Origin of the sequence: Micromonospora narathiwatensis (assembly GCF_900089605.1) — a bacterium.
GTDB lineage: Bacteria > Actinomycetota > Actinomycetes > Mycobacteriales > Micromonosporaceae > Micromonospora > Micromonospora narathiwatensis.
Genome location: NZ_LT594324.1, coordinates 1,637,122 through 1,660,014 on the forward strand (window position 1 = coordinate 1,637,122; position 22,893 = coordinate 1,660,014).

24 protein-coding genes and 1 pseudogene are annotated in these 22,893 nt (G+C 74.6%); 19 read left to right on the forward strand and 6 right to left on the reverse strand.

The window, feature by feature from the left end:
• Window positions 1–8: 8 nt before the first annotated feature.
• Both GA0070621_RS07385 and GA0070621_RS07390 read right to left on the reverse strand, forming a co-directional pair.
• Window positions 9–1,736 (reverse strand): DEAD/DEAH box helicase, encoded by a 1,728-nt coding sequence (locus GA0070621_RS07385; RefSeq protein WP_091192572.1) that lies wholly within the window; start codon window positions 1,734–1,736, stop codon window positions 9–11.
• Between the two features lie 81 nt (window positions 1,737–1,817).
• On the reverse strand, window positions 1,818–2,246 hold the full coding sequence (locus tag GA0070621_RS07390) for a nucleoside deaminase (RefSeq protein ID WP_231920989.1): 429 nt from the start codon (window positions 2,244–2,246) through the stop codon (window positions 1,818–1,820).
• A 57-nt stretch (window positions 2,247–2,303) separates the two neighbouring features.
• Here GA0070621_RS07390 and GA0070621_RS07395 point away from each other — a divergent pair, with 57 nt between their 5' ends.
• From GA0070621_RS07395 to GA0070621_RS07430, 8 genes are all read left to right on the forward strand, one after another.
• Window positions 2,304–2,837 carry a 2'-5' RNA ligase family protein gene (locus GA0070621_RS07395; protein WP_091192574.1) on the forward strand — a complete coding sequence of 178 codons (534 nt, stop codon included), beginning with the start codon at window positions 2,304–2,306 and terminating at the stop codon, window positions 2,835–2,837.
• 61 nt (window positions 2,838–2,898) lie between these two features.
• Window positions 2,899–3,639, forward strand: a complete 741-nt coding sequence (locus tag GA0070621_RS07400) for an ArsR/SmtB family transcription factor (RefSeq protein ID WP_091192575.1) — start codon at window positions 2,899–2,901, stop codon at window positions 3,637–3,639.
• A 174-nt stretch (window positions 3,640–3,813) separates the two neighbouring features.
• Entirely contained in the window at window positions 3,814–4,818 is a 1,005-nt protein-coding gene (locus tag GA0070621_RS07405) for a cytochrome P450 (RefSeq protein WP_167666683.1), read from the forward strand.
• Window positions 4,818–5,624 (forward strand): isocitrate lyase/PEP mutase family protein, encoded by an 807-nt coding sequence (locus GA0070621_RS07410; protein ID WP_091192578.1) that lies wholly within the window; start codon window positions 4,818–4,820, stop codon window positions 5,622–5,624. Before GA0070621_RS07405 ends, GA0070621_RS07410 begins: the two co-directional genes overlap by 1 nt.
• A gap of 114 nt (window positions 5,625–5,738) precedes the next feature.
• Window positions 5,739–6,704 carry a hypothetical protein gene (locus tag GA0070621_RS07415; protein WP_091192579.1) on the forward strand — a complete coding sequence of 322 codons (966 nt, stop codon included), beginning with the start codon at window positions 5,739–5,741 and terminating at the stop codon, window positions 6,702–6,704.
• 52 nt (window positions 6,705–6,756) lie between these two features.
• Window positions 6,757–7,581 (forward strand): MerR family transcriptional regulator, encoded by an 825-nt coding sequence (locus GA0070621_RS07420; RefSeq protein ID WP_091192581.1) that lies wholly within the window; start codon window positions 6,757–6,759, stop codon window positions 7,579–7,581.
• Window positions 7,582–7,645: 64 nt separating this feature from the next.
• Window positions 7,646–8,125 carry a DUF1203 domain-containing protein gene (locus tag GA0070621_RS07425; RefSeq protein ID WP_091192582.1) on the forward strand — a complete coding sequence of 160 codons (480 nt, stop codon included), beginning with the start codon at window positions 7,646–7,648 and terminating at the stop codon, window positions 8,123–8,125.
• Between the two features lie 39 nt (window positions 8,126–8,164).
• Window positions 8,165–9,100, forward strand: a complete 936-nt coding sequence (locus tag GA0070621_RS07430) for a PfkB family carbohydrate kinase (protein ID WP_091192583.1) — start codon at window positions 8,165–8,167, stop codon at window positions 9,098–9,100.
• A gap of 122 nt (window positions 9,101–9,222) precedes the next feature.
• On the opposite strand, the gene GA0070621_RS07435 is transcribed toward GA0070621_RS07430, so the two are convergent.
• Window positions 9,223–9,498 (reverse strand): hypothetical protein, encoded by a 276-nt coding sequence (locus GA0070621_RS07435; protein WP_091192585.1) that lies wholly within the window; start codon window positions 9,496–9,498, stop codon window positions 9,223–9,225.
• 49 nt (window positions 9,499–9,547) lie between these two features.
• Window positions 9,548–9,802, reverse strand: a complete 255-nt coding sequence (locus tag GA0070621_RS07440; protein ID WP_091192586.1) for a hypothetical protein — start codon at window positions 9,800–9,802, stop codon at window positions 9,548–9,550.
• A gap of 303 nt (window positions 9,803–10,105) precedes the next feature.
• Between GA0070621_RS07440 and GA0070621_RS07445 the strand changes: the two genes are divergently transcribed.
• From GA0070621_RS07445 to GA0070621_RS07455, 3 genes are all read left to right on the forward strand, one after another.
• Window positions 10,106–10,348 carry a GntR family transcriptional regulator gene (locus GA0070621_RS07445; RefSeq protein ID WP_091192587.1) on the forward strand — a complete coding sequence of 81 codons (243 nt, stop codon included), beginning with the start codon at window positions 10,106–10,108 and terminating at the stop codon, window positions 10,346–10,348.
• 167 nt (window positions 10,349–10,515) lie between these two features.
• Complete coding sequence (locus GA0070621_RS07450; protein ID WP_091202147.1) at window positions 10,516–11,757, forward strand: sensor histidine kinase; 1,242 nt, start codon at window positions 10,516–10,518, stop codon at window positions 11,755–11,757.
• Window positions 11,754–12,419, forward strand: a complete 666-nt coding sequence (locus tag GA0070621_RS07455; protein WP_091192588.1) for a response regulator — start codon at window positions 11,754–11,756, stop codon at window positions 12,417–12,419. Before GA0070621_RS07450 ends, GA0070621_RS07455 begins: the two co-directional genes overlap by 4 nt.
• 29 nt (window positions 12,420–12,448) lie before the next feature.
• On the opposite strand, the gene GA0070621_RS07460 is transcribed toward GA0070621_RS07455, so the two are convergent.
• Both GA0070621_RS07460 and GA0070621_RS07465 read right to left on the reverse strand, forming a co-directional pair.
• Window positions 12,449–13,711: a nucleotide sugar dehydrogenase gene (locus GA0070621_RS07460; RefSeq protein ID WP_091192590.1), complete on the reverse strand. Its 1,263-nt coding sequence runs from the start codon at window positions 13,709–13,711 to the stop codon at window positions 12,449–12,451.
• 114 nt (window positions 13,712–13,825) lie between these two features.
• Entirely contained in the window at window positions 13,826–15,202 is a 1,377-nt protein-coding gene (locus tag GA0070621_RS07465; RefSeq protein ID WP_091192591.1) for a serine/threonine-protein kinase, read from the reverse strand.
• A gap of 548 nt (window positions 15,203–15,750) precedes the next feature.
• Here GA0070621_RS07465 and GA0070621_RS07470 point away from each other — a divergent pair.
• From GA0070621_RS07470 to GA0070621_RS07505, 8 genes and pseudogenes are all read left to right on the forward strand, one after another.
• Complete coding sequence (locus GA0070621_RS07470) at window positions 15,751–16,392, forward strand: RNA polymerase sigma factor (protein ID WP_091192593.1); 642 nt, start codon at window positions 15,751–15,753, stop codon at window positions 16,390–16,392.
• Window positions 16,393–16,408: 16 nt separating this feature from the next.
• Complete coding sequence (locus GA0070621_RS07475) at window positions 16,409–17,173, forward strand: hypothetical protein (RefSeq protein ID WP_091192595.1); 765 nt, start codon at window positions 16,409–16,411, stop codon at window positions 17,171–17,173.
• A 152-nt stretch (window positions 17,174–17,325) separates the two neighbouring features.
• Window positions 17,326–18,561 carry an ergothioneine biosynthesis glutamate--cysteine ligase EgtA gene (gene egtA, locus GA0070621_RS07480; protein WP_091192596.1) on the forward strand — a complete coding sequence of 412 codons (1,236 nt, stop codon included), beginning with the start codon at window positions 17,326–17,328 and terminating at the stop codon, window positions 18,559–18,561.
• Window positions 18,558–19,898, forward strand: coding sequence for an ergothioneine biosynthesis protein EgtB (gene egtB / locus GA0070621_RS07485; protein WP_091192598.1), 1,341 nt, complete (start codon window positions 18,558–18,560; stop codon window positions 19,896–19,898). The genes egtA and egtB overlap by 4 nt, the downstream gene beginning before the upstream one ends.
• A 16-nt stretch (window positions 19,899–19,914) precedes the next feature.
• Window positions 19,915–20,634 (forward strand): annotated as a pseudogene (gene egtC / locus GA0070621_RS30395) (ergothioneine biosynthesis protein EgtC); the annotation flags it as partial.
• A gap of 79 nt (window positions 20,635–20,713) precedes the next feature.
• Entirely contained in the window at window positions 20,714–21,679 is a 966-nt protein-coding gene (gene egtD, locus GA0070621_RS07495) for an L-histidine N(alpha)-methyltransferase (protein ID WP_091192599.1), read from the forward strand.
• A 227-nt stretch (window positions 21,680–21,906) separates the two neighbouring features.
• Window positions 21,907–22,494: a TMEM165/GDT1 family protein gene (locus tag GA0070621_RS07500; protein WP_091192600.1), complete on the forward strand. Its 588-nt coding sequence runs from the start codon at window positions 21,907–21,909 to the stop codon at window positions 22,492–22,494.
• A 178-nt stretch (window positions 22,495–22,672) separates the two neighbouring features.
• On the forward strand, window positions 22,673–22,888 hold the full coding sequence (locus GA0070621_RS07505; RefSeq protein ID WP_091192602.1) for a hypothetical protein: 216 nt from the start codon (window positions 22,673–22,675) through the stop codon (window positions 22,886–22,888).
• The last annotated feature ends 5 nt before the right edge of the window (window positions 22,889–22,893 follow it).

Here is a 22,893-nt window from a genome sequence, read left to right on the forward strand (position 1 = left end):
CACGTCACTCAGCGGTGGTCTCGTGCGCCGTCGAAACCCTCCCGATCGAGGCGCACCGTCGCCTTGCGGCCCTTGATGGTGCTGCCGCGCAGCCCCCGGATCACCTCGTCGGCCAGCGCGTACGGGACCTCCACCAGGGAGAACCGGTCGGCGATCTCGATCGAGCCGATGTCCCGCCCGCTGGCCCGGGTCTCCCCGGTGATCGCCCCGACCAGGTCCTGCGGGCGCACCCCGGCGCGCCGGCCCAGGCCGATGAAGACCTGGGTCGTACCACCGGGGCGGGTGCCGCGCCGCTCCCGGCCCTCGTGCCCCCGCTGCTCCCGCTGCTCCCGGGGCGGACGGACCGAGACCTGCGGGATCTCCTCCTCCTCGTCGGCCGTGCCGGGAAGGGTCGCCTCGTGGGCCAGCCGCACCGCGGCGAGCGCGACCTCCATCAGGTCGAACTCGTCGGTCAGCGACTCCACGATCGCCCGGAACGGCTCCAGGTCGTCCTCCAGCAACGACTCCCGCAGCGCCGCCTGGGTCAGCTCCAGCCGCCGGGTCCGCAGATCCGCCACCGTGGGGATCTTGTCGACGGCGATCCGCTGGCCGGTGACCCGCTCGATGGTCTTGAGCATCCGGTGCTCGCGCGGTTCGGCGAGGGTGATCGCCACGCCCTCCCGGCCGGCCCGGCCCACCCGGCCGATCCGGTGCACGTACGACTCCGGCGCCGACGGGACGTCGTAGTTGACCACGTGGCTGAGCTGCTCGACGTCCAGCCCGCGGGCCGCCACGTCGGTCGCCACCAGCAGGTCGGCGGTGCCCGCCCGCAGCCGGCCCATCACCCGGTCCCGCTGCTCCTGGCTCATTCCGCCGTGCAGCGCCTCGGCCCGGTAGCCCCGGCCGTTCATCGTCTCGGTGAGCCGGTCCACCTCCTCCCGGCTGCGGCAGAACACGATCGCCGCGGTCGGCGACTCCACGTCCAGCACCCGGCCCAGGGCGGCCGGCTTGTGCGCCCGCGCCACGATGTACGCGCTCTGCCGCACCCGGGGCGCCTCGCCGGCCACCGGCCGCTCGCGCTCGATCTGGATGCGGACCGGGTCGGTCAGGTGCTGGCGGGCCAGCCCGTCGATCCGCGCCGGCATGGTCGCCGAGAAGAGCACCGTCTGCCGGTCGGCGGGGGCGTGCTCCAGGATCGCCTCGATGTCCTCGGCGAAACCCATGTCGAGCATCTCGTCGGCCTCGTCCAGCACCACCGTCGTCAGCGAACCCAGCCGCAGGGTGCCCCGGGCGATGTGGTCCAGCGCCCGGCCCGGCGTCGCCACCACCACGTCCACGCCCAGGTCCAGGGCGCGCAACTGCCGGCCGATCGGCTGGCCGCCGTAGATCGGCAGGACCCGCGTGCCGAGGTCCTTGCCGTACCGGTGGAACGCCTCGGAGACCTGCACCGCCAGCTCCCGGGTGGGCACCAGCACCAGCGACACCGGATCCCCGCCCGTGCGTTTGTCGGGCAGCCGCTGCAACAGCGGCAGGGCGAAGGCGGCCGTCTTGCCCGTGCCCGTCGCCGCCTGGCCGAGCAGGTCCTGGCCGGCGAGCAGGGGTGGGATCGCCTCCCGCTGGATCGGGGTCGGCTCCTCGTAGCCGAGCGCGGCCAGCGCGCCCAGCAGTTCGGCGCGCAGCCCGAGATCCGCGAAGGCGGTCGCCGCGTCGGCGTCGTCGGGGATGGTGGCGTCGGTCGGGGTTGGTGCGGAACTCATGCGTCAAGCCTTTCATCACCGCCGAGGGGCGATCGCGGCGACCGGCACAACCGTCGACCCGGCCACCTTCCAGGGCCCCGGTCAGCTCGCCTCGACGGGTACCCGGGCCTCGGCGAGCAGCGCCGGACCGGCGTACGCGACCGGGGTGGGGGCCGGTGCCGGACGCAGGGTCGCCAGTTGCTCGGCGCTGAGCGCGTACACCACCCGGCCCAGGCCGGAGCGCTCGATCGCCGTCGCGCACATGCCGCACGGCTGGCAGCTCGTGTACATGGTGGCGACGGCGGCCGCCTCGGCAGCCAGGTGCCGGGCCGCCCAGCGGGCCAGCTTCAGTTCCGGATGCGCGGTGATGTCGTCGTCGGTGCGCTCGGTGTTGACCTCCTCGGCCGCCACCCGCCCCTCCGCGTCGACCAGCAGCGACCCGAACGGGCCGTCCCCCGCGTCCCGGGCGGCGGCGGCCAGTTCGATGGCCCGGCGCAGGTGACGTTCGTCGGTCTCGGTCAGCACGCTCATCCGGTCCGTATTCCCCACCGGGCGTCGCGGCACACCGCCGACGACTAGCCTGGCGGCGTGCGTACGGTCGAACTGCTCTGCTCGCCGGAGCTGGAGGAGACGGTACGGGCAGCCTGGCACCGGCTGGCCGAGGCCGGGCTGCCCAGCCTGGCGCGCAACTCCCACCCCACCAACCGGCCGCACCTGACCCTCGCCTCGGTCGACGCGTTTCCGCCCGGGGCGGAGCAGCGCCTCGCCGACCTCTGCGCCGCGGCGCTGCCCCTGCCCGCCCGCGTCGACCGGGTGGCGGTGCTCGACGGGAGCGCCCCGCTGGTCTGGCTGGTCCGGCCCGCGCCGCAGTTGGTCGCCCTGCACGGCGCGGTCTGGGACGTGCTCGCCGAGGCGCCCGGCCCACGCCCGTGGCACCTGCCGGGGCGCTGGATTCCGCACCTGAGCCTGGCCCTGCGGTTCCGGGACGGCGACCGGCGCAGAGCCCGGGCGGTGGCTGGGCTCGACCGTCCCGCCGGGGAGTTCGTCGCGGCGCGCAGCTACGACGGTGACACCCGTACCGTCAGCGACCTGGATCCGGCGGGCCCGCTCCTGTCCGGTTGACCCGGCCGGCCCACCACACGGTGCGGTCGGGGCCGAACTGTTCCTGTGTCAGCCTGGGGACATGAGCACGACCAGCATCGACGGCCGCGCGATGGCGGGTCTCGCCGCGCTGCTCGCCGACCGTACCCGGGCCAGCTTCTGCCTGGCGCTGCTCGACGGGCGGGCGTGGACGGCGGGCGAGCTGGCCCGGGCCGCCGGGGTGGCGCCGTCCACCGCGACCGACCACCTCAACCGCCTGGTGCGCGGCGGGCTGCTGGTGGAGGAGCGGCAGGGCCGGCACCGGTACGTCCGTCTGGCCGGCCCGTCGGTGGCCCAGCTCGTCGAGGACCTGGCCGGCCACGCGCCCGCCCCGTCGGCCCCGCCCCGCACGTTGCGCGCCGCCTCGGCCACCGCCGCCCTGGCGTACGCCCGGACCTGTTACGACCACCTGGCCGGCCGGCTCGGCGTGCTGGTGCACGACGCGCTGCTGGCCCGGGGCGTGCTGGACCGGGCGGGTGGGCTCGCCGTCACGCCGGACGGGGTGGCGTGGCTCGCCGAGCTGGCGGTGCCGGTCGAGCCCCTGCGCGCGGCCCGGCGTCCGCTGCTGCGTGACTGCCTCGACTGGACCGAGCGACGCCCGCACCTGGCCGGGGCGCTCGGCGCGGCGCTCTGTGCCCGCTTCCTCGACCTCGGCTGGACCGTACGCGGCACCGGCCGTGCGATCCGTGTCACCCCGGCCGGTCGCCCGGCCCTCGCCTCGGCCCTCGGCGTCGACGCGGCGGAGCTGGCACCGCCCCGCGACACCACCGCCCACCGCGGCTGACCGTCGTCGACGGGCGCCACCTCGGCGAGGTGGGGGTGTCCCGGCTGCTCCGAGGCCGCCACGTCGCCGAGGTGGTACCGCCGTGTCGGTGACCGGCGGGCCGCGACGCGGCCGGACCACGCTCGGCGGGACGGTTCGGCCCGGACCGAAGGAAAACGGCCTTACGGTCGGGCGATGAGCTGGCCGTCCATACCCGCCCCGCCCGACACACCGGCCTGCGGGCCGCCCGTATCCGTCGATGGCGGCTGGGTGGTCACCCGGCACGCCGACGTGGTCGAGGTACTGACCGATCCGCAGTGCGTGGTGCCGGTCGCGTCCGGCGGGCCACCCGGCACGCTCGCCTGGCTGCGGGGGACGGTCAGCCGGTTCAGCGGCCCTGACCGGCACCCGGACCGGCGAACGATCGGGGTCACCGCGCTGGCCCGGCTCGATCCGGAGGAGTTGCGGGACGGCGCTGCCCGGCTCACCGAGATCCAACTCGACCAGGGCGGCGATCGGATCGACGTGATGGAGCGGCTGGCGCGGCGCGTACCCCTGATGGTGCTGGCGGCGCGGCTCGGGCTGGCCGACCCGACCGCAGCCGTGCCGGCGGTGGCGGCGGTGGCGGCGGCCTACCACCCGGGCGCGGACCCGGCGACCGTCGCGCGCGCCGACGGGGCGGTGGCCGTGTTGCTGGCGATGTCCCCGCCGGCACCGGCGGAGGTCGCCGCGAACCGGATCGGGCTGCTCGTCCAGGCCTGCGACGCCACCGCCGGGCTGATCGGCGGGGCCACCCGGCACCTGCTCGGCGCGTCGGCGGAGCGGTCCACCGGCGACCTGCTCGGCGAGCTGCTCCGCCTCGACCCGCCGGTTCGCGCCAGCCGCCGGGTCACGACCGCGAAGCTGCGCCTGGGCGGACGGGAGATCGGCCCGGATATTCCGCTGCTGCTGCGGTTCGACGCGGCCAACCGCGACCCGGCCGCGTTCGCCGAGCCGGATCGCTTCCTGCCCGGCCGCCCCGGCGGGTCGCTGACCTTCGGTGCCGGGCCGCGGGGCTGTCCGGGCGAGCGGCACGCGCTGGCCCTGGCCGCCGGGGTGATCGACGTGCTGCGCCGCCGCTGCCGCCCGACCGACGCCCCCGTCGGGTACGCGCCCCACCCCACCCTGCACGTCCCGACCAGCATCGAGGTGACCGTCTGATGGCCGAACGCGCTGCCACCTTCCACGCGTTGCACCGGCCCGGCGAGCCGCTGCTGCTGCCCAACGCCTGGGACCACGCCTCCGCCGCCGCTCTCGCCGCGCACGGGTATCCGGCGGTCGGCACCACCAGCCTCGGTGTCGCCGCGGCCGGCGGGAAGCCGGACGCGGTCGGCGCCACCCGCGCCGAGAACCTCGCCCTCGCCCGGCGGCTCCGCGACCTGCCCGTCCTGCTCACCGTCGACGTGGAGGGCGGCTTCAGCGACGACCCGGCGGCGGTGGCCGACTACGTGGCCGAGCTGGCCGCGCTCGGCGTGGTGGGGGTGAACCTGGAGGACGGCCGGCCGGACGGCACCCTCGCGCCGCCGGAGCTGGCCGCCGCCAAGATCGCCGCGGTGCGGGCCGCCGTGCCGGGGCTCTTCGTCAACGCCCGCACCGACGCCTGGTGGCTCGGCGTGCCCGGGGCGCGGGACGAGGCCCTGCTCCGGTCGCGGGCGTACCGGGAGGCGGGGGCCGACGGCCTGTTCGTACCCGGTGCGCCGGACGACACCGTCGGGCTGCTCGCCGCGGAGGGCGGCCGGCCGTTGAACGTGTTGCACCGCCCGGGCGGGCCCGGCCTCGCCGAGCTGGGTCGGCTCGGGGTGGCCCGGGTCAGCACGGGTTCCCTGCTGTTCCGGGCCGCCCTCGGCGCGGCACTGGAGGTCGCGGACGCGGTACGCGCCGGACGGGCTGGCGACCTGCCCGCCGTGCCCTCGTACGGGTGGGTGCAGGAGTTGACCGGGCGATTCGGGAGCGGGCGCTCCGGATGAGGCTGCCTGTCGCCCTTTGGGGGGGATAGGAGAATTGTTCGGGGAATAGCCGATCCTGGTGATTACGGTGGGTCCAGGTTCCAGTCACGTCCTGCCTGGAGAGGGGGCCCGCCCATGCGCGTGCCCAGCCGAAGCCCTGGCCCACGGCCCGGGCCCGCCGTAACGTCCGCCGCCCCCGGCCGCCGTCTCCCCTCGTCCGCCGGCCGTCGCCCGGACCCCACCGCGCCGGACCTGGCCGCCTATCGGACGGCGGTGGCGGAGCTGCTGGTCGAGGTCGGCGCCCTGGCGGACGCCCCGTCGACCACCGCTCGCCAGGTGCTGCTCGACCAGCGGCTGCGCGAGCCGGCCATCGCCGCCGTTCTCGACGCCACCCCGCAGGGGCTCATCGGCGCCCGGGAGACCCTGCTGCTGGAGATGGCCCGCCCCCGACCCGCCGCCCGTGGCTCGGCACCCGACCTCACCGCGCTGGTCGGTGTCTACCTGCTCTCCCGCATCGACCTGATGTGGTGGCGGGACACCCCGACCTTCCTCACCGACCATCAGGTCGACAGCAGCATCGACCTGGTCGACCTGGAGTGGCTGCGCCGGCGTGGCCTGCTCGCCTTCCGCTACCAGGAACAGCCCGCCACCCTCGCCGGCCGCGGGCTGCGGGCGGTCCGGCGGCGGCTGCTGCCGCACACCACCCCGCGTACCGCCGGGCTGAGGTTCCGCCGGACCCGGCGTGAGGTGGTGGCGCTGCTCAACGACATCGGTCGGGAGTTCGCCCTGGCCACCCCGCCGGCCTGCCCGCCGCTCTGGGTCACCAGCCTGGCGCGCAGCGCCGAGCACCAGCACCGGCTGCGCCGCCTCGGGTACGCCGCCATGCTGCCCAGCGGCCACTGCCTCGGCTGGGCGGCCGACCTGGAACTGGCCTGGTTCCGCCGCTTCGGCGCCCGCGACGCCCTGGCCGACCTGCTGCTGGCCCGCCAGGAGGCCGGTGAGATCAACGTGGTCGACGAGGGCCAGTACTGGCACGTCTGCCTCGCGCCCGCCGCCCGTCGCCGGTTCCGCCGGGCGTACGAGGCCGAGATGGGGGTGTGAGGTGCGGCGCGCTTGACTCTGACACCGTGTCAGGGGCGAGCGTGAGGGGGCCATGTTCACCATCGGAGAATTCGCCGTACTGGGCCGGGTGTCGGTCCGGATGCTGCGGCACTACGACGGCATCGGGCTGCTCCACCCGGCCGTCGTCGACCCGCACACCGGTTACCGGTACTACCGGGCGGCGCAGCTGGGCCGGCTCAACCGGGTGGTCGCCCTGAAGGACCTGGGGCTCACCCTGGAGCAGGTCCGGGCCGTCCTCGACGACGAGGTCGACGCCAACGAGCTGCGCGGGATGCTGCGGTTGCGCCGAGCACAGCTCGCGGCGCAGGTCGCCGCCGACACCGCCCGGCTGGCCAGGATCGCGGCGAGGCTCCGGATGCTTGAGACGGAGGGTCGGATGACCACCGAGGACGTCGTACTGAAGGAGATCCCCGCGGTGCGGATCGCGGAGGTGACGGCCGTGGCCGCCAGCTACGAGACGCCGGACATCGGCCCGGTGATCCAGCCGCTCTACCCGGAACTGTTCCGCCGGCTCGACGAGGCGCACGTCGGCCTGACCGGGCCGGCCATCGCCTGGTACGAACCCGAGGGCGGCGGGGAGGCGGTCGTCGTGCACGCCGGGGCGACCGTCGGTGTCGACCCGGGGCCCGACCAGGGTTTCGCCGTCGTCGACCTGCCGGCGGTCCCCACCGCCGCGACCATCGTGCACCACGGGGCGATGGACGAGGTCGAGGCCAGCATGCAGGTGCTCGCCCGGTGGATCGAGGAGAACGGCTGGCGGGCCGAGGGGTACGCCCGTGAGGTCTATCTCGAATACTGCCAGGACGAGCCGGAGAAGGGCGTGACGGAACTCCAGATCCCGGTCTCCCGCCGCTGACGCCGGGAACGCGGGGTCCGATCGCCGCCAGCACCCGCCCGTGGAGGCGGACCAGGCTGGGCCTATGACGACACGAGACGCGTACCTGATCCAGCCGATGTCGGTCGCGGCGCTGGCCGCGGTGCGGCGCGCCGGCCTCGACGCCTCCGGCCAGCCGCCGCAGCGGTTCACCGCCGAGGGTGGTGAACCGCTGCGCTGCTGCCTGCGCGATGCCGCCGCGGGCGAGCCGCTGCTCCTCTTCGGGTACGCCCCGCCGCTCCCGGCCGGCCCGTACCGGGAGGTGGGGCCGGTCTTCGCCCACGACGCCGACTGTCCCGGGCCGGCCCACGGCACGGGGTATCCGCCCGACTGGCGGGGCCGACCCCAGGTGCTCCGGGCGTACGACCAGCGGGGCCGGATCGTGGGTGGCCGGCTCCACGACGGCGGCGACCCGGAGGGCGTCATCGGCGAGTTGTTCGCCGACCCGGCGGTCGACCGCCTGCACAGCCGCAACGTGGTGTACGGCTGCTTCATGTTCGCCGTCGCGCGCCCGGGAGGCCGGTGAGCTGGGCGTGACCGGCGGCGGCCGGGGTATCAGGCGGGCATGGCCGGACTTGATGCGCTCGTGGTGGGGCAGGTGGCCCGGGACATCGTCCTGCTCGTGGACGACCTGCCCGACCCGTCCCGTACGGCCCCGGTGCGCCGCCGGCGGGAACTGCTCGGCGGCAAGGGGGCCAACCAGGCCGTCGGGCTCGCCCAACTCGGCGTACGGGTCGGGCTGCTCGGCGTGGTCGGCGAGGACGAGGTCGGCGACCGGTTGCTGGGCCAGGCCCGCAGCGATGGGATCGACGTCGCACCGGTGCTGCGCCGGCCCGGCACCCCCAGCGCGTTGATCGTCGACGTGGTGGACACCCGGGCCCGGTGGCGCTACCTGGAGGACATCCCCGAGGCGACCCTGCTGACCGAGGCGGACGTGACCGGGGCGGCCGAGGCGCTGGGCGCCGCCCAGGCCGTACTCGTGCAGCTCCAGCAGCCGCTGCCGGCGGCGCTCGCGGCGGCCCGGTGCGCCCGAGCGGCCGACCGGCTGGTGGTGCTGGACGGCGCGCCGGACGACCCGGCTGGCGGGGCGGAGCTGCTTGCCCTGGCCGACGTGCTGCGCGCCGACGCGCGGGAGGCGGGCCTGCTCGTCGGCGACCCGCCGAAGGACGCCGAGACGGGTCTGCGGGCCGGCCGGGAACTGCTCGACCGGGGACCGTCGCTGGCCGCGATCGAGGTGGCGGGGGTGGGGAACGCCTTCGTCTGGCCCGACGGCGAGGTCTTCGTGCCGCTGAGCGACACACCCACGGTGGACACCACCGGTGCCGGGGACGCCTTCGTGGCGGCGCTCACCGTCGGCCTGCTCCACCACGACCCGTACGAGAAGATCGCCCGGTACGCGGTCGCGGCGGCCGGGGCGACCGTCGGCCATCCCGGCGGCCGGCCCGCCCTCACCCCCGCGGCGATCGAGGCGCAGCTTGACCGTATCCCCGCCGCCCGCTGATCCGATCCGGGCCGGTGGGCCCCGGCCAGGCCCCGTCACCGATCGGCCGCGACGGGTGCCGGCGCCGCTCGCTGGACGGGACATGCCTCACCGGCGGCTGTCGAGCTGAGTCGTTTGCGACATCACGCCGTGCCCGCCTCGCTCGTGGCGGGCGCCGTCGGCCGGCAGGGGCCGTCGTGGTCGGCCGCGAGCAGGCAGCGGGCATGGTTGGGCAGCCGGGCGTCGCACCAGACCCGGGTACGCACGAACTGTCGGTCCTCCTCGCTGAGCGTGGTCTCGCCGAAGTCGATGGCGCTGACGTGGCGCAGTGACTCCCGCAGCGCGACGGCCAGGGCGGTGACGTCGTCGAGGCGCGTCAGCGTGGTGGGCAGGTGGATGATCCACCGTGGCGTGCTCACCGCTGCCGCCGGCCGGTCGGGGCGGATCCGCGCTCACCGGTCACGTAGCTCATCGCTCCGGCGCCAGCCATTCCGCGACCAGTGCGGCGATCTGTCGCTCGGTGAGCCCGCGTCGGTCGAGGACCCGGCGGCCCCAGCGGTGCAGTCGGCACGGGTGCGGGGCGCGGTCGTTGCGGCAGCGCGGTCCGTCCGGCCACTGTTCTGGAGCGTGTACGACGATCGCGGTCACCGCGAATTCGACGTCCTCGGCCGTCACGCGCGGTGGTAGAGGAAGCTCGCCGAGTGCGGCGTCGATCGAGTCCATGACCCTCCCTGGTCGATGGGAGCGGCACCGAGGCGGGCGGGGTCGACCGGGCGACCGCGCGTCCGCGCCGATCGGAGCCCGGCACCCGCCCCGGGCCTGTCCGTGCTGGAACCGTGAGGTGGCTGAGCTCGGAGCAGCACCCGGCCAGGGCGGTCGAACGCCGCTCCGAGAGAAGGTGCCGCAGTGCCTAGCTGGGGCCCTTCTTGGCGCAACTTTACCGATAATACTGGTAAAGTCAACGATGCTCTTGAAGTTCTCCTGGCGACATGATCAGATGGGTGTGCCTAGCTGGGAGTACTTCGCATGCCCGCACCACGGAAGTTCGAACCGCACTACCGGCGGATCATCGCCGACATCAGGGCACGCATCGCCTCGGGCGAGTGGCCGCCCGGCCACAAGCTGCCGTCCACCAAGGCGCTCGCCGACATGTACGAGGTGGGCAGCCAGTCGACGGTCCGTCAGGCGATCACGATTCTCATCGAAACCGGTGAACTCTACGGCCACCAGGGTCTCGGCGTCTTCGTCGCCGACCGTTCCTCATCCTGACGGTCTGGGCCGACTCGGCGTGCCAGCGGAGAACGATCACGCTGATATCGCTGGCGCTATCAGCTCGAAAGTGAATCCGGGAAGTACCGTCCCGGGGCGGAGCGGTCCGCGTGCTCGTCGCCGACAACCACGGTACGCATCGATGGACGGGGCGCACCGTACGCTGGGTGACCGTGGACCGCATCATCTTCGGTCGGCCGCTACGCAGCGTCGCCTTCGACGTCGCCGTCTCCGGGCTGGTGGCGCTCTTCGCCGTCGCCGGGGCGGTCGCCCAGCCCGGTGGCTGGCAGGCGACCCTGGTCGGGATCGGGATGGTGGTCGCCCTGCTGTTCCGGCGTACCCACCCGTCTGCGGTGGCGGCGGGGGTGGCCGCGCTGGCGCTCGTCCAGGTGGTCGCCGGCTGGGGGCCGCTCGGCTACGACATCGCCGTGCTGATCGCCCTCTACAGCGTGGTCAAGTACGCCGACCGGCTCCGCGACGGGGTGATCGCCGGGCTGGTCGCCGCGGTCGGCGTGGTGCTGGCCGCGCTCCAGGCGCCCGGACCCGCCGCCTGGTGGGCCAGCGCGATCTACTTCGGGTTGATCACCGGCGCGGTGTGGCTGATGGGGCTGAACGTGCGGACCCGCCGGCTCTACGTGCTGAGCCTGGAGGAGCGGGCGACCACCCTCGAACGCGAGCGGGAGGCGGAGGCCCGGGCGGCGGTGGCCGAGGAGCGTACCCGGATCGCCCGGGAGCTGCACGACGTGGTCGCGCACAGCATGGCGGTGATGATCGTGCAGGCCGACGGGGTCCGGTTCACCATCGACCGCGACCCGGCCACCGCCCGGGAGGCGGCCAAGGTGGTGGCCGACACCGGCCGGCAGGCGCTGGAGGAGATGCGCCGGCTGGTGGGCGTACTCCGGGAGCCGAGCCGGCCGGAGCCGGCGGCCGCGCCGGACGTGGTGGCCGAGCCCGGCGGCGGCCTCTCCGCCGAGCCGACGCACCGCCGGCCGGCGCTGGTGGAGCTGCCCGGCCTGCTGGACCGCTTCCGCGCGGCCGGCCTGCGGGTCGGCTACGCCACCACGGGCGACCCGGTGCCCCTGCCGCCGGGCCTGGAGCTGACCGTCTACCGCGTGGTGCAGGAGTCGCTGACCAACGCGCTCAAGCACGCCGGGGTGGGCGCGTCGGTCCAGCTGCGCCTGGACTGGTCCGCGACCACCGTCGCGGTCCGGGCGGTGGACGACGGGCGCGGCCGTCCGGTGGTCCGGCCGGCGCCGTCGGGCGGGCACGGCCTGGTCGGCATGCGCGAGCGGGTCGGGGTGTACGACGGCAGCCTCACCGCCGGCCCCACGCAGGCCGGGGGCTGGCGGGTCGAGGCGCGGCTGCCGCTACCGTCGGCGCCGGACAGCGAGCAGGGGGAGGCGGCATGACGGTCCGCGTGGTGATCGTCGACGATCAGGCGTTGGTCCGCACCGGGTTCCGCATGGTGCTGGACTCCCAGCCGGACCTGGCGGTGGTCGGCGAGGCGATCGACGGGGCCGACGCGCTGCGGGTGCTCGACCGGGTCGAGGCCGACGTGGTGGTGATGGACCTGCGGATGCCGACCATGGACGGGGTGGAGGCGACCCGGCGGATCTGCGCGCGACCGCCCGCCGGGCGTCCCCGGGTGCTGGTGCTCACCACCTTCGACACCGAGGCGGACGCGTTCGCCGCGCTCCAGGCGGGGGCCAGCGGTTTCCTGCTCAAGAACGTCCCGCCGGAGGAGCTGCTCGCCGCGATCCGGGTGGTCGCCGACGGCGACTCGGTGGTCGCTCCGTCGATCACCCGGCGGCTGCTGGACCGGTTCGCCGGCCAGCTCGGCCCCGGGCCCACCGAGGACCCCCGGTTGGCTCAGCTCACCGAGCGGGAGCGGGAGGTGCTGCTGCTCGTCGCGCAGGGGCTGTCCAACGCGGAGATCGCCGTCCGGGTGCACGTCGCGGAGACGACGGTGAAGACGCACGTCGGCCGGATCCTGGCGAAGCTCCAGCTCCGCGACCGGGTGCAGGCGGTGGTGCTGGCGTACGAGAGCGGGCTGGTCACCCCGGGCGGCTGAGCCCGCGACCTGCCGCGGTACCGGAGGGGTCAGAGGCGCTCGACCGTCGGTCCCTGGCAGCGGTTTCGGGTGTCGAAGACGTAGCGGGCGTGCCGGGTCACCAGGCCGTAGTCGAAGCAGTCGTGGTCGGTCACCACCACCACCGCGTCGGCGGCGCGTACCTCGCGCTCGGTCAACTCCACCAGCGCCACCCCGTCCGGGACGTGGTGCGGCTCGGCGTACGGCTCCACGGCGAGCACCTCCGCCCCGAGGCCACGCAGCCGGGCCGCCACGTCCACGGCGGGCGAGTCCCGCATGTCGCCGGTGTTGCGCTTGTACGCCAGACCGAGCAGCAGCAGCCGGGCACCGGTGACGGCCCGCCCGCAGCGGTTCAGGCCCGCCATGACCCGCTGCGCCACGTGCTCGGGCATCTCGTGGTTGATGTCGTTGGCCAGCTCGATGAAACGGAACTGGCGGCCGAGGCGTCGCTTCACCTGCCAGGACAGATAGCAGGGGTCGATCGGCAGGCAGTGCCCGCCCACGCCCGGTCCGGGCCGGAACGGCATGAACCCGAACGGCTTCGTCTCGGCCGCGTCGATCGCCTGCCAGACGTCGATGTCGAGCTGGTGGGAGAGCATCGTCAGCTCGTTGATCAGGCCGATGTTGACCTGGCGGAAGGTGTTCTCGATCAGCTTGGTCAGCTCGGCCACCCGGGTCGAGTCGACCGGCACCGTCCGCTCGACCAGCCGCCGGTAGAAGGCGTCCACCCGGTGCAGCGAGGCGTCGTCGACCCCCGACACCACCTTCGGGGTGTTCTCCAACCGCCAGGTCCGGTTGCCCGGGTCGATCCGCTCCGGGCTGTAGCCGAGGTGGAAGTCGGCCGGGCTGCGCAGCCCGCTGGTCGACTCCAGCAGCGGACGGAGCAGTTCCTCCGTGGTGCCCGGGTACGTGGTGGACTCCAGGATCACGGTGCAGCCGGGCCGCAGGTACGGCCCGATGTTCAGGCCGGCCCGCTCGACGAAGCTGAGGTCGGGGGTGCCGTCGCGCAGCGGTGTGGGCACCGTGATGACGCAGACGTCGAAGCCCTCCGCGTCGGCGTACTCGCTGCTCGGGCGGTAGCGTCCGGTGTGCAGGGCCCGGCCCAGCCGGTCGACCGGGATGTCCTCGACGTAGGACTCGCCGTTGGCCAGCAGCTTCACCCGGTCGGTGTCCACGTCGAGCCCGACGACGTCCATGCCCGCCTCGACCGCCCGTACGGCGAGCGGCAGTCCCACGTATCCCTGGCCGATCACGACCAGCTTCTCAGCACTCACCCGGGCTCCTCACGAGACGGTACGTACCCCGTCCGTCACCCTAGGTGGAGTTTGCGCGCCGTATGTCTGTTTTGGGAATCGTGAGGCTGGAGTGTCTCGTGGGGCCGGCCGGCTTCAGTTGACCGTGCCGGGCGGAACGCCACCGTCGGGCGGGGGCGTCGTCGCGCTGCTGGTCGGCGGCGTGGGGGAGGTGTCCGTCGGCGGGGGCGGACTGCTCGACGTGGTGGCCGGGTCGGTCGGTTCGGTCGACGGCGCCTCCGACGGTGTCGGCTCGACGGAGACGCTCGGGGTGCCGGTCGGGGACGGGGTGGGGGTGGCCGTCTCCGACGGGCGGTTGCCCGGCCCCGGCCGGGTTGGCCTGCTGCTCTCCTCGGCGGACACCGACTCGTCGGCTGCCGGCGCGTCGTCACTCGTGGTGGTGGCGGGCGGCGGGGTCTTGAAGGTGGTCGCCGGCTCGCCCGTGTTGCCGGCGGCACCGAGCGCCGCGCCGAGCGCGGCCAGCGCCACGAGCACCGCGGCGCCCGCGCCGATCAGCGTCCCTCGCCGGCTACCCGGCCGGGACGCCGGCGGCGCCGGCGCGACGACCGGAAGATCGTCCCGGGTGTCCGTGGCCCCGGCCGAGTTGCGCAACCTGACCGGCACCGTCGAGGCCGGCGAGTCGGACGTCGCCGCCCGGGCTGCGGCGGCCATCGCCGTGCCGGTGGGGAAGCGGTCGGCGGGGTCCTTCGACAGCGCGCGGGCGACCAGGTCGCGGACCGGCTGCGGGATGTCCGTCGGCAGTTCCGGCGGCTCGTCGTCCAGGTGGCGGACGGCCACCTGGAGTGGATTGTCCCCGGTGAAGGGCGGGCTGCCGGTGAGGCAGCAGTAGGCCACCGCGCCGAGCGCGTAGAGGTCGGTGGCGCCGGAGACGGGGCGGCCGGCGGCCTGCTCGGGGGCCATGTAGAGGGCGGTGCCGGGCACCGCGTTGGTGCTGGTGATGCTGGTCACATTGGTCGACCGGGCCACCCCGAAGTCGACCAGCGTGACGTTGCCGTTCTCCTGCACCAGCAGGTTGCTCGGCTTCACGTCCCGGTGGACGATGCCCCGGGCGTGGGCGGCGTGCAGGGCCTGGGCGACCTGCGCCACGATCGACATCGTCTCGGCGACGTCGAGCCGGCCGGCCTCCTCGATCCGCTTGGACAGCGGCTCGCCCTCGACGAACTCCATGACCAGGTAGTCGGCCCGGCCGCCGTCGGGCAGCTCGTCCTCACCGCAGTCGAAGACCTGTACGACGCCCGGGTTCCGCAGGGCGGCCATGATCCGCGCCTCGGCGCGGAAGCGGGCGATGAAGTCGGGATCGGAGACCAACGCCGGCAACAGGACCTTCACCGCGACCTGACGGCCCAGCACCAGGTCCGTGGCACGCCAGACGTCCCCCATGCCGCCCGTGGCGACACGGTCATTCAGGCGGTACCGACCGCTGAGGACGACCTCCGATGACAACACCCTCATACCGTACCCAGAGCCGCCGCGAAGTATTTCCCGCGATCTCACCCGCGCTGACCGGCGGCCGGCTCGACCCGATCCGCCGAACGGTCAACGCCCGCCGCCCCGATCGGCTGAGGGTGACGACTCGGGTACGATCGGCCAGGAAAGCGCCGCAGATGGTGGTCTGTCCGGCAGTTCCGGCACCCCTTCCGGAACCTCGTTCGGCGCAGCGTACGGGCGCTGATGTTCGTTACGCCGACCCGCCGTGGTCGTCCGGCGACAATTCTCACTTTTCTTCGATGGGTCGGCGGCTTGTCCGCCCGTCCATCCGCTCCTACCGTTAGCCCGGCTCCGGGGTGCCCCATGACGCGGGTACGGTGTGTCCGCCGATGGCCGTATGTCGCGGCACCTGTCCGTATGCGTCCGCGCGGTTTCGCGTCGAACGCCGATCAAATCAGCGGGGGGCTGGTGGTGCGGGTGGTGATCCGGTCACCCGACCGGTCGAATGCGCGGGTACACCGGCACCGGCACGCTCCGGCCCGGGGGTTCGGCAGGGCGGAGACGGCGGGTCCATGACCGGTGAGCTGAGCGAGGCGGTCGCCGCGGCGCAGGCGGGCGACGAGGACGCCTTCCGCTTCCTCTACCGCAGCCTCCAGCCCGGCCTGCTGCGCTATCTCACCGCGCTGGTGGGCGGGGACGCCGAGGACGTCGCGTCCGAGGCCTGGTTACAGATCTCCCGTGACCTGCCCACCTTCACGGGCGGGGAGTTCCGGGCCTGGACGGTCACCATCGCACGCAATCGGGCGATGGACCATCTGCGTCGGCAGCGGCGGCGGCCGTCCCTGCCGGTGCCGGTCCAGGCGCTCAGCGGGCTGGCCGGGGACGCCGACACGGCCGAGCGGGCCGGCGAGACCATCGGCACCGAGTCCGCGCTGGCGCTGATCGCGACCCTGCCGCCCCGGGAGGCGGAAGCGGTCCTGCTGCGGGCCGTGATCGGACTCGACGCGGAGAGCGCCGGGCGGGTTCTCGGCCGGCGCGCGGGAGCTGTCCGTACCGCCGCACACCGGGGCCTGCGCCGTCTCGCCTCGCTCCTGGAACGCTCCGACGCCGGACGACCGACCGACCGGGCCGCGGAGACCACCCCGCCCCACCCCCGTACCGGCCGGGGGCGGCAGGCGCCGACCGCGCCGAAGGCGGAGCCGGCGGACGGATGACGCTGAGGGGATTGGGATGAACTTTCGCCGGCCCGACCGGCCCGCCGACCGGGCGGAGTCCGAGCGTTTGCTCGACGCGGCCCGCGCCGGGCGGGCACCGTCGCCCGGGGTCGACCCGCTGGCCCGGCTGCTCGCCGCGGCGACCGCCCCGGCCGACTCGACCGAACTGCGCGGAGAGGAGCAGGCGCTCGCCGCGTTCCGGGCGGCCCGGGTGAACCCGCCGGCGCGACCGGCACGGGCTCCCCGGAGGGGACGCTTCCGGGTCGGCGTGGCGGCCTGGGCGGCCGGACTCACCGCCGTCGCCACCGCCGGGGTCGCCGTCGCCGCGGTGAACCTGGACCGGTCCGGGGTCCCGTCGCCGCCGCCCGCGTCGACGACCGCCGGCGGCGCCACCGCCGGCAGCACCGGCACGGGTAGCTCGACCATGCCGGCGCAGACCCGGGAGGCGAGCCCGACCACCGGCGCCGCGACACCGTCGGCCGAACCCGATCCGACCGGGTCCGCCGATGCCGGCCGGCCGGCGCAGCCGGGGAATCTCGCCGGCCACTGCCGGGCGTACCTGTCGAAGTCGGCCAAGCAGCGGGCCCGGGCGCTGGAGACACCGGGCTTCGCCGACCTGGTCACCGCCGCCGGCGGCGCCGACCAGGTCGAGGCGTACTGCCTCCGGCTCGTACCGGAGGCGACCGGCCACCCGTCGTCGAACGCCAACCCCACCCGGTCCGCCCAGGGCAAGGCGAAGGCGAGCCCCGCCAAGGACACCGGAAAGCCGGACGACGGCTGATCCCCGAGGCCACCGGATTCCGGACAAATATTCATCTCTCCGGACGCGCGGATTCCGTCTGCTAGACACATGATGGTGGGACCGTGTGTGGCCGGTGACGGTGCGCGTCCCGGCCGACGCAGCGGCCGCCACCTGGAGAGAGGAGCTGTCTCTTGGTGATGTCGCCGGAGTTGGACCGGGCCACCGTCCTGCGGGACGAGGCCGCGGCGGCCGGATATCTCGCCAGGATCTGCTTCAAGACCGGCCCGCCCACCCTGACCGGTGTCGAGCTGGAATGGACGGTGCACGACGCCGCGGACCCGACCCGCCCGGTCGACCGCGAGCGACTGCGCCGGGCGCTGGGGCGGCACAGCCCCGTCACCATCGACCCCACCAGCCCCGCCCAGAGACTCCGGCACGGCGGCGCCGTGACCGTGGAGCCGGGCGGGCAGGTGGAGATCTCCTCCGCGCCGCGACCCTCGGTCGCCGCGTTGATCCTGGCCACCGAGGCCGACATCGCCGAACTCACCGCCGCCCTGCACGCCGACGGTCTCGTCCTGGGCGGGACCGGGATGGATCCCTGGCGGCCCCCGCTCCCGGTGGTGGAAACGCCCCGCTACCGGGCCATGCGGTGCGTCTTCGACCGGCGTGGCCTGGCCGGTCGGGCCATGATGTACAGCACCGCCGGCCTCCAGGTCTGTCTCGACGCGGGAGAGCCGGAGCGGTTGGCGCAGCGGTGGGCCACCGCCCACGCCGTCGGTCCGCCGCTGCTGGCCGCGTTCGCCACCGCGGACCGGCACGCGGGTCGGCGTACCGGATGGGCCTCCACGCGGATGGCCGCCTGGCTGGCCATCGACCCGGCGCGGACCGGCCCGGTCTGGTCGCCCGACCGCCCCGACCGCGATCCGGTCGCCGCCTGGACCGAGTACGCGCTCGCCGCGCCGCTGCTCTGCGTGCGCGACGAGGGCCCGGACTGGACGCCGCCGGCCGGCGTCACCTTCGCCGACTGGCTGGCCGGGGCGCTGCCCCGCCCGCCGACCACCGACGACCTGGAGTACCACGTCAGCACCCTCTTCCCGCCGGTACGCCCCCGTGGCTACCTGGAGATCCGCTACCTGGACGCCCAACCGGGCCGGGCGTGGACGGTGCCGCTCGCGGTGCTGGCCGCGCTCTTCGCCGGCCCGGTCACCACCCGGGAGGCGCTGGCCGCCGCCGCGCCGGTCGCCGACCGCTGGCACGACGCCGCCCGGTACGGGCTGGCCGACCGTCCGCTGGCCGACGCCGCGGCGGCGCTGTTCGAGCTGGCCCTGGCTGCCCTGCCCGGGCTGGACCTGCCGGCCGGGAGCCACGAGGAGGCGAGCCGAGAGATCCGGCGGCGTCGCGCCGCCCTGGAGAGGAGGCACCGGTGACCACGACCGGGCGGCCGGGTACGGACAGCGAGCCGCTGCGCAGCCGGATCGCGGCGGAGTTGGACCGTACCCGGTCCCGTACCGCCCTGCTGACCGACGCGGTGGACGACGACGACCTGATGCGGCAGCACTCCACGCTGATGTCGCCGCTGGTGTGGGACCTGGCCCACGTCGGCAACCAGGAGGAACTGTGGCTGGTGCGCGACGTCGGCGGCCGTGAGCCGGTGCGCCGCGACATCGACGACCTGTACGACGCGTTCAAACAGCCGCGCCGGGACCGCCCGTCGCTGCCGCTGCTGCCCCCGGCCGAGGCGCGGGCGTACGTGCGTACCGTGCGGGACAAGGTCTACGACCTGCTCGACGGTGTCCGGTTCACCGATCGGAGGCTGGTCGAGGACGGCTTCGCGTTCGGGATGATCGTGCAGCACGAGCAGCAGCACGACGAGACCATGCTCGCCACCCACCAGCTACGCGCCGGGGTGCCGGTGCTGGACGCACCGCCGCCGCCCGAGCCGCGCGCCCGGGTGGCCGGCGAGGTGCTGGTGCCGGCCGGGCCGTTCACCATGGGCACCTCGACCGACCCGTGGGCGCTGGACAACGAACGCCCCGCGCACACCGTCGAGCTGCCGGCGTACGCCATCGACGCGGCACCGGTCACCAACGGGCAGTACCGGGCCTTCGTCGCCGACGGCGGCTACGACGAGCCGCGCTGGTGGAGCGCGGCGGGCTGGCGGCACCGCGTCGAGGCGGGGCTGAGCGCGCCGATGCACTGGCGGCCGGACGGCGACGGCTGGGCGTACCGCCGGTTCGGCCGGTGGTCGCCGGTCCGCGACGACGAGCCGGTGGTGCACGTCTGCTGGTACGAGGCGGCGGCGTACGCGGCCTGGGCCGGCCGTCGGCTGCCGACCGAGGCGGAGTGGGAGAAGGCGGCCCGGTGGGACCCGGCGACCGGCCGGTCCCGGCGCTATCCGTGGGGCGACGAGGACCCGACGGTCGAGCACGCCAACCTGGGCCAGCGGCACCTGTGGCCGGCGCCGGTGGGGGCGTACCCGGCGGGCGCGTCGCCGCTGGGCGTGCACCAGCTCGTCGGCGACGTCTGGGAGTGGACCGCGAGCACCTTCCGGGGGCATCCGGGCTTCGTCGCCTTTCCCTACCGCGAATACTCCGAGGTTTTCTTCGGCGACGACTACCGGGTGCTGCGCGGCGGCTCGTTCGGCACCGACCGGGCGGCCTGCCGGGGCACGTTCCGTAACTGGGACTACCCGATCCGCCGGCAGATCTTCAGCGGCTTCCGCTGCGCCCGGGACACCCGGCCGGAGGAGGCGGCGCAACCGTGAGTGACGGTGCTGCCTGATGTGCCGCCACCTGGCGTACCTCGGTCCGCCGGTCAGCCTGCGGAGCCTGCTGTACGACCCGCCGTACGGGCTGCCGCGGCAGTCCTGGGCGCCCCGGGACATGCGCGGTGGCGGCACGATCAACGCGGACGGCTTCGGGATCGGCTGGTACCCGGGCGGCGGCGACCCGGTGCGCTACCGGCGGGCGCGGCCGCTGTGGAGCGACACCACCCTGCCGGAGCTGGCCGCGGTGACGGTCGCCGGCGCGGTGCTGGCCGCTGTCCGGTCCGCCACGGTCGGCATGCCCGTGCAGGAGACGGCCGCCGCGCCGTTCGCCGAGGGGCGCTGGTTGTTCAGCCACAACGGCGTGGTCCGGGGCTGGCCGGACACGGTGGTGCCGCTCGCCGCCGGGCTGCCGGTCCGCGACCTGCTGACGCTGGACGCGCCGACCGACGCGGCGCTGCTCTGGGCGCTGGTCCGGCACCGGCTGCGGGCCGGCGAGGATCCGGCGGCAGCGGTGGCCGGGACCGTCGCGGCGGTCGCCGCCGCCGCCCCCGGGTCGCGGTTGAACCTGCTGCTCACCGACGGCGTGACCGTGGTGGCCAGCGTGGCCGGGCACGCGCTGTCGGTCCGGCGTACCCCGGAGTCGGTGCTGCTGGCCTCGGAACCCCTCGACGACGACCCGGGCTGGCGGGCGGTGCCGGACGGGCGGTTGGTGGTGGCCACCGCGACCGGGCTGCACAGCCGGGACCTGGCGGTCGCCGGGCGTGACGCTCTCCCCGCGGGGACCGGAGTTCGGGCAACGGAAGGGACAGCTCATGAGCGCGGAGCCACTGGAGATCTACCTGGAGGAGCAGGACCTCGGCCGCGACCTGCGGGAGGACGTCCGGTTCGGGCTGACGGCGCGGCCGAAGTGGCTGCCGCCGAAGTGGTTCTACGACGCCCGGGGCAGTGAGCTCTTCGAGGAGATCACCCGGCTGCCGGAGTACTACCCGACCCGGGCCGAGCGGGCCGTGCTGGCCGAGCACGCCGACGAGATCGTCGAGCTGACCGGCGCGAAGACGCTGATCGAGCTGGGGTCCGGCTCGTCGGACAAGACCCGGTTGCTGCTGGACGCCTTCACCCGGCACGGCGAGCTGGGCACCTTCGTGCCGCTGGACGTCTCGGTCAGCGCGCTGCGCCAGTCCACCCGGCAGATCGCCGCCGAATACCCCGGCCTGCGGGTACGCGGCATCGTCGGCGACTTCACCCGGCAACTGGACCGGCTGCCCACCGGCGGCCGGCGGCTGGTGGTGTTCCTCGGCGGCACCATCGGCAACCTGCTCCCGGTGGAGCGGGCCGAGTTCCTCACCGCCATGCGCGCCGCCCTGGAGGCCGGCGACTGGCTGCTGATCGGCACCGACCTGGTCAAGGACCCGGAGGTGATCGTGCCCGCGTACGACGACGCGGCCGGGGTGACCGCCGAGTTCAACCGCAACGTGCTCCGCGTGATCAACCGGGAGCTGGGCGCCGACTTCGATCCGGAGGCGTTCACCCACGTGGCGGTCTGGGACCCGGAGCACGAGTGGATCGAGATGCGGCTGCGCGCCGAACACCCGATGCGGGTGCACGTGCTGGGCCTGGACGTCGAGTTCGCCGCCGGCGAGGAGCTGCGTACCGAGATCTCGGCGAAGTTCCGGCCGGAGGGGGCGGCGGCGGAGCTGGCCGACGCCGGGTTCGAGCGGCAGGCGTACTGGACCGATCCCGACGGGCTGTTCGGCGTCACCCTCGCCCGGGCCGACTGAGCCGTCCCGGGACCGACGCTTCCCCCGCGGCGGCCCGGCCCGGACGGTGGGCTAGGCTGGGCGGTGCGAAGGGGAGTAGCCCCCAATGTCGTGGTCGACATACTGATGCACTCGCATCCGGCCACGCGGCCCCGGTCCCCGGGGCGGGCGAGACCTTCGACTCAGGCTGTCGTAGCCGGGTCGAGGGCGCCCCGTACCTCCTCCCGGCTTGATCGGGAAGGTTTCGGATGGACGGTTTCCTCGTCGCGCTGCTGGTCAGCTTCGGCGTCATCTTCGTCGCCGAGCTGGGCGACAAGTCCCAGCTCATGGCCCTGACGTTCGCCACGCGGTTCAAGCCCGTACCGGTGCTCATCGGCATCACGGTCGCCACCGCGATCGTGCACCTGGCGTCGGTGGGGATCGGGTACGGACTGCACGCCGCGCTGCCCACCACCTGGATCTCGCTCATCGCCGGTGTGGCGTTCCTCGGCTTCGGCGCGTGGACCCTGCGCGGCGACAAGCTCACCGAGGAGGAGAAGCGCAAGGCGGAGAAGAGCAGCCGCAACGCCGTCATCGCCGTCGGCGTCGCGTTCTTCCTGGCCGAGCTGGGCGACAAGACGATGTTGGCCACCATCACCCTGGCCACCAAGTACGGCTGGTTCGGCACCTGGCTCGGCTCGACCCTCGGCATGGTGGCCGCCGACGCGCTGGCGATCATGGTGGGTCGGCTGCTCGGCCGGCACCTGCCGGAGAGGTTCATCCGGTACGGCGCCGCGGTCCTGTTCGCCGTCACCGGCCTCTGGCTGGTCCTCGAGGCGGTCACCAAGCTGACCTGAGCCCGCGCGGGTTCCGCCGCCCCGGCCCGACGCGGGGCGTGGCGGCGGAACCGCCCGGGCGGGCGTGATCGTGTCCGCCCCGGGGTACGAACATCTCCGGCGCGCTGCGGCGGGGCAGAGCACCGCATAGCGTGACCCACGAGAGGCGAAACTGGCGTACGAGCGGGAGGTCCAGCCCATGAGCAGGCACGACGAGCCCAACGAGTACGGCTTCGCCGGTGACCCCACGGCTCCGGAGCCACCGCCCGGCGGGCGCCCCGACGAGCGGGACAAGACCGAGTGGATCGCGGTGCCGGCCGACGACCTGATGGAGCCGTACGCCGAGGCGGTGGAGGAGGAGACCGAGGGGCCGGAGGAGCCCGAGCAGGAGCGTACGGCCGAACACCGGCGCTGATCGGC

Coding starts and splice junctions, on each gene's coding strand:
- GA0070621_RS07385 (WP_091192572.1), bottom strand. CDS start 1,736: ATGAGTTCCGCACCAACCCCGACCGACGCCACCATCCCCGACGACGCC.
- GA0070621_RS07390 (WP_231920989.1), bottom strand. CDS start 2,246: ATGAGCGTGCTGACCGAGACCGACGAACGTCACCTGCGCCGGGCCATC.
- GA0070621_RS07400 (WP_091192575.1), top strand. CDS start 2,899: ATGAGCACGACCAGCATCGACGGCCGCGCGATGGCGGGTCTCGCCGCG.
- GA0070621_RS07405 (WP_167666683.1), top strand. CDS start 3,814: ATGAGCTGGCCGTCCATACCCGCCCCGCCCGACACACCGGCCTGCGGG.
- GA0070621_RS07410 (WP_091192578.1), top strand. CDS start 4,818: ATGGCCGAACGCGCTGCCACCTTCCACGCGTTGCACCGGCCCGGCGAG.
- GA0070621_RS07415 (WP_091192579.1), top strand. CDS start 5,739: ATGCGCGTGCCCAGCCGAAGCCCTGGCCCACGGCCCGGGCCCGCCGTA.
- GA0070621_RS07420 (WP_091192581.1), top strand. CDS start 6,757: ATGTTCACCATCGGAGAATTCGCCGTACTGGGCCGGGTGTCGGTCCGG.
- GA0070621_RS07425 (WP_091192582.1), top strand. CDS start 7,646: ATGACGACACGAGACGCGTACCTGATCCAGCCGATGTCGGTCGCGGCG.
- GA0070621_RS07430 (WP_091192583.1), top strand. CDS start 8,165: ATGGCCGGACTTGATGCGCTCGTGGTGGGGCAGGTGGCCCGGGACATC.
- GA0070621_RS07440 (WP_091192586.1), bottom strand. CDS start 9,802: ATGGACTCGATCGACGCCGCACTCGGCGAGCTTCCTCTACCACCGCGC.
- GA0070621_RS07445 (WP_091192587.1), top strand. CDS start 10,106: ATGCCCGCACCACGGAAGTTCGAACCGCACTACCGGCGGATCATCGCC.
- GA0070621_RS07455 (WP_091192588.1), top strand. CDS start 11,754: ATGACGGTCCGCGTGGTGATCGTCGACGATCAGGCGTTGGTCCGCACC.
- GA0070621_RS07465 (WP_091192591.1), bottom strand. CDS start 15,202: ATGAGGGTGTTGTCATCGGAGGTCGTCCTCAGCGGTCGGTACCGCCTG.
- GA0070621_RS07470 (WP_091192593.1), top strand. CDS start 15,751: ATGACCGGTGAGCTGAGCGAGGCGGTCGCCGCGGCGCAGGCGGGCGAC.
- GA0070621_RS07475 (WP_091192595.1), top strand. CDS start 16,409: ATGAACTTTCGCCGGCCCGACCGGCCCGCCGACCGGGCGGAGTCCGAG.
- egtD (WP_091192599.1), top strand. CDS start 20,714: ATGAGCGCGGAGCCACTGGAGATCTACCTGGAGGAGCAGGACCTCGGC.
- GA0070621_RS07500 (WP_091192600.1), top strand. CDS start 21,907: ATGGACGGTTTCCTCGTCGCGCTGCTGGTCAGCTTCGGCGTCATCTTC.
- GA0070621_RS07505 (WP_091192602.1), top strand. CDS start 22,673: ATGAGCAGGCACGACGAGCCCAACGAGTACGGCTTCGCCGGTGACCCC.